Source organism: Acetobacter ascendens (genome assembly GCF_001766235.1).
GTDB classification, from domain to species: Bacteria; Pseudomonadota; Alphaproteobacteria; order Acetobacterales; family Acetobacteraceae; genus Acetobacter; species Acetobacter ascendens.
In genome coordinates, this window is record NZ_CP015164.1 from 1,070,899 (window position 1) to 1,080,000 (window position 9,102).

Consider the following 9,102-nt stretch of genomic DNA (forward strand, 5'->3'; position numbering starts at 1 on the left):
GTCCGCTTTCCGGAAAGTCGAATAGCCCCGCTTATGACCGGGATGAGGGCGGAAGCCGACATGGAGGCATCGCTCCGTCATGCAAAACTACCCGCAAGCCATTCCCTGAGCTTCGACCACCGCCGCCGCCCGCCCTGGTTGCGCACAGCGATGGCAAGCGCCTTCTTCTGCCCCACCAATACGACGAGTTTCCTTCCCCGTGTCACGCCGGTATAGAGCAAGTTCCGCGCCAGCATGGCGTAGTGCTGGGTCACCAGCGGGATCACCACCGCCGGGTATTCCGAGCCCTGGCTCTTGTGGATGGTGGTGGCGTAGGCCAGCACCAGTTCGTCCAACTCGCCGAAGCCGTAAACGACATCCCGTCCATCGAATGAGACCGTCAGTTCGCCCTCTTCCACATCGATCCTGCCGATAACGCCGAGGTCTCCATTGAAGACATCCCGGTCATAATCGTTGGCGATCTGCATCACCTTGTCGCCCGGACCATAGGTCCAGCCGAACCGCTCGACCTTCACCTCGTCCGGCGGGTTCAGCGCCTGCTGCAATTCAATATTCAGCGACCGCGCCCCAAGGCCACCCCGGTTCATCGGGCAAAGCACCTGCACGTCGCGAACAGGGTCCAGCCCGAACCGCGCCGGGATGCGATCCCTCACCACGGCCAGCAACTTGCGCAGCCCGACCTCGGGCTCGACCGCCTCCACGAAGTAGAAATCCGATCCCTCTTCCGCGCTCAGTTCGGGCATCCTGCCCTCGTTGATCCGATGCGCATTGGTGATGATCCGGCTCTGTGCCGCCTGACGGAACACCTCAGTCAGCCGCACCACAGGGACAGCACCGGAGCCGATGATGTCGGCCAGCACCTGCCCCGGCCCGACAGACGGCAACTGGTCTACGTCGCCCACAATCAGCAGAGCCGCGCTGTCGGGCAAGGCGCGCAGCAGGGATCGCATCAGCAGCACATCGACCATGCTGGCCTCGTCCACGACCAGAAGATCGCAGGTCAGCGGGTTGGTATCGTCCCGCTTGAAGGTGCCACTGGCCGGATCCGTCTCCAGCAGTCGATGGATGGTCTTGCCTTCCAGTCCGGTGCTTTCCGACAGGCGCTTCGCCGCCCGGCCGGTCGGGGCGCAGAGCTGCACGTCCGTGCCCTTGGCGGTCACGATCTTGAGGATGGCGTTGACCAGCGTGGTCTTGCCCACGCCAGGACCACCCGTGATCACCAGCACCTTGCTGTTCAGGGCAAGGCGCACCGCCTCCTGCTGGCTGGAGGCCAGAGCCAGCCCGGTCTTGCCTTCCACCCAGGTCATGGCCTTTTCAGCGTCGATGTCAGGCCAGGGTGGACAGCCAATGGCACAGGCGCGCAACCGCTCGGCGATGCTCTGCTCGGCACGATAGAGACCAGTCAGGAAGATACAGCCCGTATCGCCCACGCTATCAGCGACCACGTCTCCCGCTTCCAGCTCCAGCGCGAGGGCTGTTTCGATCAGAGGGGCGGCGACCTCCAGCAGTTCGGCGGTGCTGGTCAGGAGTTCACCGACCGGGAGGCCGCAATGCCCTTCATCCATCGCCTTACCAAGGGCATAGGAGATCCCGGCCCTCACCCGGATCATGGCATCAGGCGCGATCCCCATCTTCCGGGCGATCTGGTCGGCGGTTTTGAAGCCGATGCCCCGGATGTCCTTCGCCAACCGATAGGGGTTCTCGCTGATCAGTTGGACCGCGTCCTGCCCGTAGGTCTTGAAGATCCTTACCGCCCGCGAGGTGCCGACGCCGTTGCTGTGCAGGAACAGCATGATCTCGCGGATCACCTTCTGGTCTGCCCAGCCACCGACAATCCGTTCGGCCCGCTTGGGACCAATGCCTGTCACTTCCCGCAGGCGATGCGGTTCCTGCTCGATCAGGTCGAACACGGCCTCGCCGAACGCTTTCACCAGTTTTTTGGCATAGACGGGACCAATGCCCCGGATCATGCCCGAGCCGAGATAGCGCTCTATGCCTTCGACCGTGGTCGGCGGACTGGCCTTGAGGAACTCCGCCTTGAACTGCAAGCCGTGGGTGTGGTCGTTGAACCAGCGCCCCGACATCTGCACGAACTCGCCTGCCGAGATCATGGCGGCATGGCCGACAACAGTGACCAGATCGCGCTGCCCCCGCACCTTCACCCGCAGGACGCAGAAGCCGTTCTCGGCGTTGTGGAACGTCACCCGCTCCACGAGGCCAGCCAGCGCTTCCGTGGGCGAAGAGTCGATGGCGCGCCCGCTCATCCGACCTGCCGGAAGAACGGCACTCCCGTATCGTTCATGACTCGCCCTCCCCTTCCGTGATGCCGCCGTAAGCCAGTATTTGTACGACGCGCCACTATCCGGGACTACCCATAACTACGATTCCGCACTCTGGAGCACGCGCATGCACGCCTTCTCGTATTACCGTTTTCCATTGAAATAACAGTCATCTGTCCGGATCGTGTGTCTGTTTTCCTTGCCTTACGGTCGGAAGAGAGCGACGATGACGGACAGACCCAGCCAGTCCATTGCCACGGCGTATCGGCCGCCCGAGCCCGAGTTGCGGCTCGTCCTGCGCCTCAATGCCCCCGACCCGCGTCTTGTGGCGCTGGTCCGCCTCATGGCCCGTCGTGCGGCACGGGACTGGTTCCGGTCGCAGCAACAGGAGCAGCGCCGCCGCTCCGGACCGTAAGGGATACCCCGTCATGAAGGTCGCGCTCTACGCCCGCTATTCCTCCGACAACCAGCGCGACGCCTCGATCGCCGACCAGCTTCGGGTCTGCCGCACCCACGCGGAGAAGCAGGGCTGGAGCATCGTCGAGGAGTATACCGACCACGCCATCTCGGGTGCCTCCCTGATGCGGCCCGGCATCCAGGCGCTGATCGCGGATGCACAGCGCGGACGGTTCCAGATCGTGCTGGCCGAAGCGATGGACCGTTTGTCCCGAGACCAGGAGGACATCGCCGGCGTCTTCAAGCGCATGAACTATGCCGGCGTGCGGATCGTCACCCTCTCCGAGGGCGAAGTCTCCCACCTCCATGTCGGCCTCAAGGGCACGATGAACGCCCTGTTCCTGAAAGACCTGGCCGAGAAGACGCATCGCGGCCTGAGAGGCCGGGTCGAACAGGGCAAGTCCGGCGGCGGCAATGCCTACGGCTATGATGTCGTGCGCAGGCTCGACGCCAATGGCGAGCCCATTCGGGGCGACCGCACCATCAATCCAGCGGAAGCCGACGTGGTCCGTCGCATCTTCCGTGACTTCGCGGCAGGCCTGGGACCGCGCGCGATCGCTTTCCGTCTCAATGACGAAGGCATCTCCGCACCGGGTAGCGGTGCCTGGGGTTTCTCGACCATCAACGGCAACCGGCTACGCGGCACCGGTATCCTCAACAACGAGATGTACGTGGGCAGGCTGGTGTGGAACCGGCAACGCTTCATCAAGGATCCCGATACCGGCAAGCGACAGGCCCGACCCAATCCGGAATCCGAATGGGTAATCCAGGAGGTGCCGGAACTGCGGATCGTCGATCAGGAACTGTGGAACGCGGTCAAGGCACGGCAGGCCAGCGTCAGCGCCAGCCGGGACACACGCGACACGTCATCGCCCGACCACTTCCGCGAGAAACGCCGCCCCCGTTACCTGTTCTCGGGCCTCAGCAAGTGCGGTTGCTGTGGTGGCGGCTACTCCATGATCTCCAGCGTGCTGCTCGGCTGCTCGACGGCACGCAACAAGGGCACCTGCGACAACCGGACCAATATGCGCCGCGAGGAACTGGAACGGCGCGTTCTCGACGCCCTGCGTCATCACCCCATGGACCCGGACCTGTTCGCCGAATTCTGCACAGCGTTCACCACCGAGATGAACCGGCTGCGCATGGAGGCGTCGGCCGACATCGGCGCGTCAGAGGCAGAACTGAAGCGGGTTGAACGCGACATCCAGCGGTTGATGGATCTCTACCTCTCGGAAGCGCTTTCGATCGAGACGGTCAAGGAGCGCGGATCCAAGCTCGAAGTCCGCAAGGCGGAACTGACGGAGTTCCTTGCAACCGCCGAGGCGCCCCCGCCCCTGCTCCATCCCCAGATGGCGGAATTCTACCACCGGCAGCTCGCGCGCCTGCACGACATGCTGCATTCGGATCTAGACGAGAAGCGCCAGGAGGCGGCCGAGGTGATCCGCTCCCTGATCGACGCGGATTTCTCACACTTGAGGCAATTTCAGGTCATTTTGTAGAGTTCAGTCATCCCACAGGAGCCCGATCTGGAATATTGACGATATTCTGCTTCTGGCGGCGGGTTCTGAACGCAGTGAGGGTGTCACGGCCTGAGAAGGCAGTGTTGGTGGAAGCTATGTGGTCTGTGCGCGGTCTGTTTCTTCAGATGGCCTGCCGGAGCCTTCGCAATCGTGCATGAGCGAGGGCGAATTCATGCTGACAGGGGAACATGTCCGGCATGGACAGGACAATCCGACGGACGCTGAGCGTTACACGTGTCGCGATTTTGAGCAGTCGTGCGCGTATGGTGCCACAGGTCGCCGTCTCCAGGCTGGTCTGGCCAAGGGCCAGTCTTTGCAGAGCGGTCAGCAGGACATAGGCTGCGGCCGAGAACCACAGCCGGAGCTGGTTGGCCCGGATGGTGTGGGACGAGGTCCTGTCTGAGAACAGATCCATCTGGCATTCCTTGATGCGGTTTTCCATATCCCCGCGTGCGCAGTAAATCTGTTCGTAGAGATGGCGGGGGTCGGACATTCCCTGCGGTAGCGTGGTGACAATAAAGCGATGATAGCGGTTGCCGTGGCGCCATTCGGCCTTGGCCACGACCCGCCTGCGGCGCGTCCAGCTGTCCTTTGTGATCCAGTCAAAGGAGGCGAAACCGCGCGCAGCTCTGCCTGTCGTGGCGGCTTCGTCACGAACCTCAGCGGACAAAGAGGCAATCCGGTCATACAGGCGGGTGTTGCCTGCAAGCCCGAACAGGAAGTCAACGTGGTTGTCTTCGCACCATGTCATCAGACTGTCCCGGGCGAAACCGCTGTCCCCACGCACCAGGATACGCACCCGGGGCCAGCGGCTCCTGATCTGCTCCACGATCCGGCGGATGTCTGCCAGTGCTTCCTTCCTCGGGTCCCTGTCTGCCGTGCGCAGGGTAGCGCTGAGGAGATGGTCCCCGCAGAAGACATACAGGGGAAGATAGCAGTTATGGCCGTAATATCCATGAAAGGCGCGGCCTTCCTGATGGCCATGGATACGGTCATCGGTGGCATCCACATCCAGAACGATCCGGGCGGGTGCGCGCTCATGCTGGTCCATGAAAAGCGTCACGAACAGGGTAGCCAGGGCCTCATGATCAGCAATGATGCGGCAGTAACGATCTGCCTGCTGCCCACTGCGCTCTAGCCGGTTCAGCGTGGATTTTCCTGCCAGTGCCGCACAGTTGGCCCGGCTTCCTGACAGACGTCCCGATACCAGACCCATGACAGGATCATGACGTAAAGCGTCATGGTCATTAAGGTCTTCATAGCCCAGTGCCAGGCCCATGATCCGCTGACGGACAAGGTCTTCAACCCGGTATTCCACAAAGGCAGGATGCCGCTCATCGCGAAAACAGGCAGCAAAACGGCGACTGAACCCCAGACTATCATCGACCTGCTTTACCAGGATGACACCGCCATCCGAACTCATGCGACCCCCGTCAAAACGGGCTACAACACGCCGTCCACAGGAGGCTGGAAATTCATACGCGCCTGCGCTACACTCTGTTTGCATCGGGTTTTCTTATAGCTTACGAAAATTTCTTTTACACAAAATAGACTTTTTCATAATCTAACCCGATGTACAACCCTTCTGTGAGATTTCCGCGTCGAGGCCATCATTCTCACACCATCCGACAAGGGCCTCCAGATTGATGTCCGGGGCGATCTGGCCGGCATCCTGACGGTGGCGTCGGGCAGCGGACAAACGAAAACCCCAGCCCGTTTCCGGACTGGGGTTCGTGATGCGTTCGCATCGCAAGTTCAGATGGTTGCGGGGGCAGGATTTGAACCTGCGGCCTTCAGGTTATGAGCCTGACGAGCTACCGGGCTGCTCCACCCCGCGGTTGTAAGTGTGTTGAAATTTGCTGGGGTAATATTTGAGTAGGGTGGATTGGAAGACCTGGCGGCGACCGACTTTCCCGTGGCTTAAGCCACAGTATCATAGGCGCTGGGGGTTTTCACGGCCGAGTTCGGGATGGGATCGGGTGGATCTCTCCCCGCCATGGCCACCAGGTCATCCAGTCCACCCTGTAGAGGGTGTGTGGAGGACGGTTGGTATGAAGAAGTAGGCGTCTATATGGATGATTTCTGTGCACGGGCTGTCCTTTTAAGGGGACAGTAAGAGAGTGAGCCTATTGGGTGATTAGGACCAGTTAGCTGCACGTGTTACCACGCTTTCACACCTGGCCTATTAACGTGGTGGTCTACCACGACCCTCAGGGAGACCTAGTTTTGAGGTGGGTTTCCCGCTTAGATGCTTTCAGCGGTTATCCCTTCCATACTTAGCTACCCGGCGGTGCCGCTGGCGCGACAACCGGTGCACCAGAGGTATGTTCATCCCGGTCCTCTCGTACTAGGGACAAATCCTCTCAAGTCTCCAACATCCACGGCAGATAGGGACCGAACTGTCTCACGACGTTCTAAACCCAGCTCACGTACCACTTTAATCGGCGAACAGCCGAACCCTTGGGACCTGCTCCAGCCCCAGGATGTGATGAGCCGACATCGAGGTGCCAAACCTCCCCGTCGATGTGGACTCTTGGGGGAGATCAGCCTGTTATCCCTAGAGTACCTTTTATCCGTTGAGCGATGGCCCTTCCACGCGGGACCACCGGATCACTATGGCCGACTTTCGTCTCTGCTCGAGCTGTCACTCTCGCAGTCAGGCGGGCTTATGCCATTGCACTCAACAGCCGGTTTCCGACCGGCCTGAGCCCACCATCGCGCGCCTCCGTTACACTTTGGGAGGCGACCGCCCCAGTCAAACTGCCCACCATACAGGGTCCCGGATCAGGCTAACTGACCACGGTTAGACATCAGAAAAATTCAGGGTGGTATTTCAAGGATGGCTCCACAGGAACTGGCGCCCCTGCTTCAAAGCCTCCCACCTATCCTACACAGAATGTCTCTGATGCCACTGTAAAGCTGCAGTAAAGGTTCATAGGGTCTTTCCGTCTGACCGCGGATACCCCGCATCTTCACGGGGAATTCAATTTCGCTGAGCCGATGCTGGAGACAGCGGGGAAGTCGTTACGCCATTCGTGCAGGTCGGAACTTACCCGACAAGGAATTTCGCTACCTTAGGACCGTTATAGTTACGGCCGCCGTTTACCGGGGCTTCAATTCAGTGCTCTCACACCTCCTCTTAACCTTCCGGCACCGGGCAGGCGTCAGACCCTATACGTCGTCTTTCGACTTCGCAGAGTCCTGTGTTTTTAATAAACAGTCGCTACCCCCTGGTCTGTGCCACCCGCCAATGGTTGCCCACCAACGGGTCTCGCTTATCCCGAAGTTACACGAGCAATTTGCCTAGTTCCTTCAGCATCGTTCTCTCAAGCGCCTTGGTATTCTCTACCAGTCCACCTGTGTCGGTTTCGGGTACGGTCTATACGCCAGAGCTATTTCCTGGAATGCTCCAAAAGCCAAGTCAATCCGTTAAGACCTGACAACATATCGCATTCGTCACTTCTGGCAGGTACAGGAATATTCACCTGTTTCCCATCGACTACGGCTCTCGCCCTCGCCTTAGGGGCCGACTAACCCTGCGTGGATTAACCTTGCGCAGGAACCCTTGGACTTTCGGCGACAGTGTTTCTCGCACTGTTTGTCGCTACTCATGTCAGCATTCGCACTTCCGATATCTCCAGAGAGGGTCACCCCGTCTCCTTCACTGACTTACGGAACGCTCCGCTACCGCGCATATCATAGATATGCACCCACAGCTTCGGCACGTGGCTTGAGCCCCGTTACATTTTCGGCGCAGGGTTTCTATTAGACCAGTGAGCTATTACGCTTTCTTTAAAGGATGGCTGCTTCTAAGCCAACCTCCTGGTTGTTATGGAATCCCCACATCCTTTCCCACTTAGCCACGATTTGGGGACCTTAGCTGGTGGTCTGGGCTGTTTCCCTCTCGACAATGGACCTTAGCACCCACTGTCTGTCTGCCAGGCTATACTTCCGGGTATTCGGAGTTTGGTTGGGTTTGGTAAGGCTTTGGGCCCCCCTAGCCCATCCAGTGCTCTACCCCCCGGGGTAACCACCTGACGGTCTACCTCAATAGATTTCGCGGAGAACCAGCTATCTCCGAGTTTGATTGGCCTTTCACCCCTAGCCACAGCTCATCCCCGACTTTTTCAACAGGCGTGGGTTCGGCCCTCCAGTGCGTATTACCGCACCTTCAGCCTGGCCATGGCTAGATCACTCGGTTTCGGGTCTTCTGCCAGCAACTATGCGCCCTATTCAGACTCGCTTTCGCTACGCCTACACCTACCGGCTTAAGCTCGCTGCAAACAGAAACTCGCTGACCCATTATACAAAAGGTACGCCGTCACCCCATAAGAGGCTCCGACTGCTTGTAGGCATCCGGTTTCAGGTCTCTTTCACTCCCCTCGTCGGGGTGCTTTTCACCTTTCCCTCACGGTACTTGTTCGCTATCGGTCACTAGGGAGTATTTAGGCTTGGAGGGTGGTCCCCCCATGTTCAGACAGGGTTTCACGTGCCCCGCCCTACTCAAGCATCCTCAAAGACACTACACATACGGGACTGTCACCCACTATGGTCAGCCTTTCCAGACTGTTCTGCTTCTTCTTCAAAAATGACTGGCCTGTTCCGCGTTCGCTCGCCACTACTAGCAGAATCTCAATTGATGTCTTTTCCTCCAGGTACTGAGATGTTTCAGTTCCCCGGGTTCGCCTCGTAACCCTATGTATTCAGATCACGATACCCATCGCTGGGTGGGTTGCCCCATTCGGAAATCTGCGGATCAATGCCTGCTCGCGGCTCCCCACAGCTTATCGCAGCGTGCTACGTCCTTCGTCGCCTCCTAGTGCCAAGGCATCCACCGAATGCCCTTC

Annotated in this window: 4 protein-coding genes, 1 tRNA gene and 2 rRNA genes (1 of these 7 only partly in view); 1 reads left to right on the forward strand and 6 read right to left on the reverse strand. The window is 59.6% G+C overall.

Translation table 11 applies throughout. The features are described 5' to 3' along the window. Positions 1–77: 77 nt before the first annotated feature. Positions 78–2,264 (reverse strand): SF1B family DNA helicase RecD2, encoded by a 2,187-nt coding sequence (recD2, locus tag A4S02_RS05180; protein WP_070323156.1) that lies wholly within the window; start codon positions 2,262–2,264, stop codon positions 78–80. A gap of 443 nt (positions 2,265–2,707) precedes the next feature. Between recD2 and A4S02_RS05185 the strand changes: the two genes are divergently transcribed. Then, on the forward strand, positions 2,708–4,234 hold the full coding sequence (locus A4S02_RS05185; RefSeq protein ID WP_228142461.1) for a recombinase family protein: 1,527 nt from the start codon (positions 2,708–2,710) through the stop codon (positions 4,232–4,234). 142 nt (positions 4,235–4,376) lie between these two features. On the opposite strand, the gene A4S02_RS05190 is transcribed toward A4S02_RS05185, so the two are convergent. The 5 genes from A4S02_RS05190 to A4S02_RS05205 form a co-directional block, all read right to left on the reverse strand. After that, on the reverse strand, positions 4,377–5,762 hold the full coding sequence (locus tag A4S02_RS05190; RefSeq protein WP_070323157.1) for an IS1380 family transposase: 1,386 nt from the start codon (positions 5,760–5,762) through the stop codon (positions 4,377–4,379). 57 nt (positions 5,763–5,819) lie between these two features. Continuing rightward, positions 5,820–5,954 (reverse strand): hypothetical protein, encoded by a 135-nt coding sequence (locus A4S02_RS16445; protein WP_456303823.1) that lies wholly within the window; start codon positions 5,952–5,954, stop codon positions 5,820–5,822. A gap of 61 nt (positions 5,955–6,015) precedes the next feature. Next, a tRNA-Met gene (locus A4S02_RS05195) sits at positions 6,016–6,092 on the reverse strand. 55 nt (positions 6,093–6,147) lie between these two features. Further along, positions 6,148–6,263: ribosomal RNA gene (gene rrf, locus A4S02_RS05200) — 5S ribosomal RNA — on the reverse strand. A gap of 108 nt (positions 6,264–6,371) precedes the next feature. Continuing rightward, positions 6,372–9,102, reverse strand: a 23S ribosomal RNA gene (locus tag A4S02_RS05205); it runs 12 nt beyond the window's last position.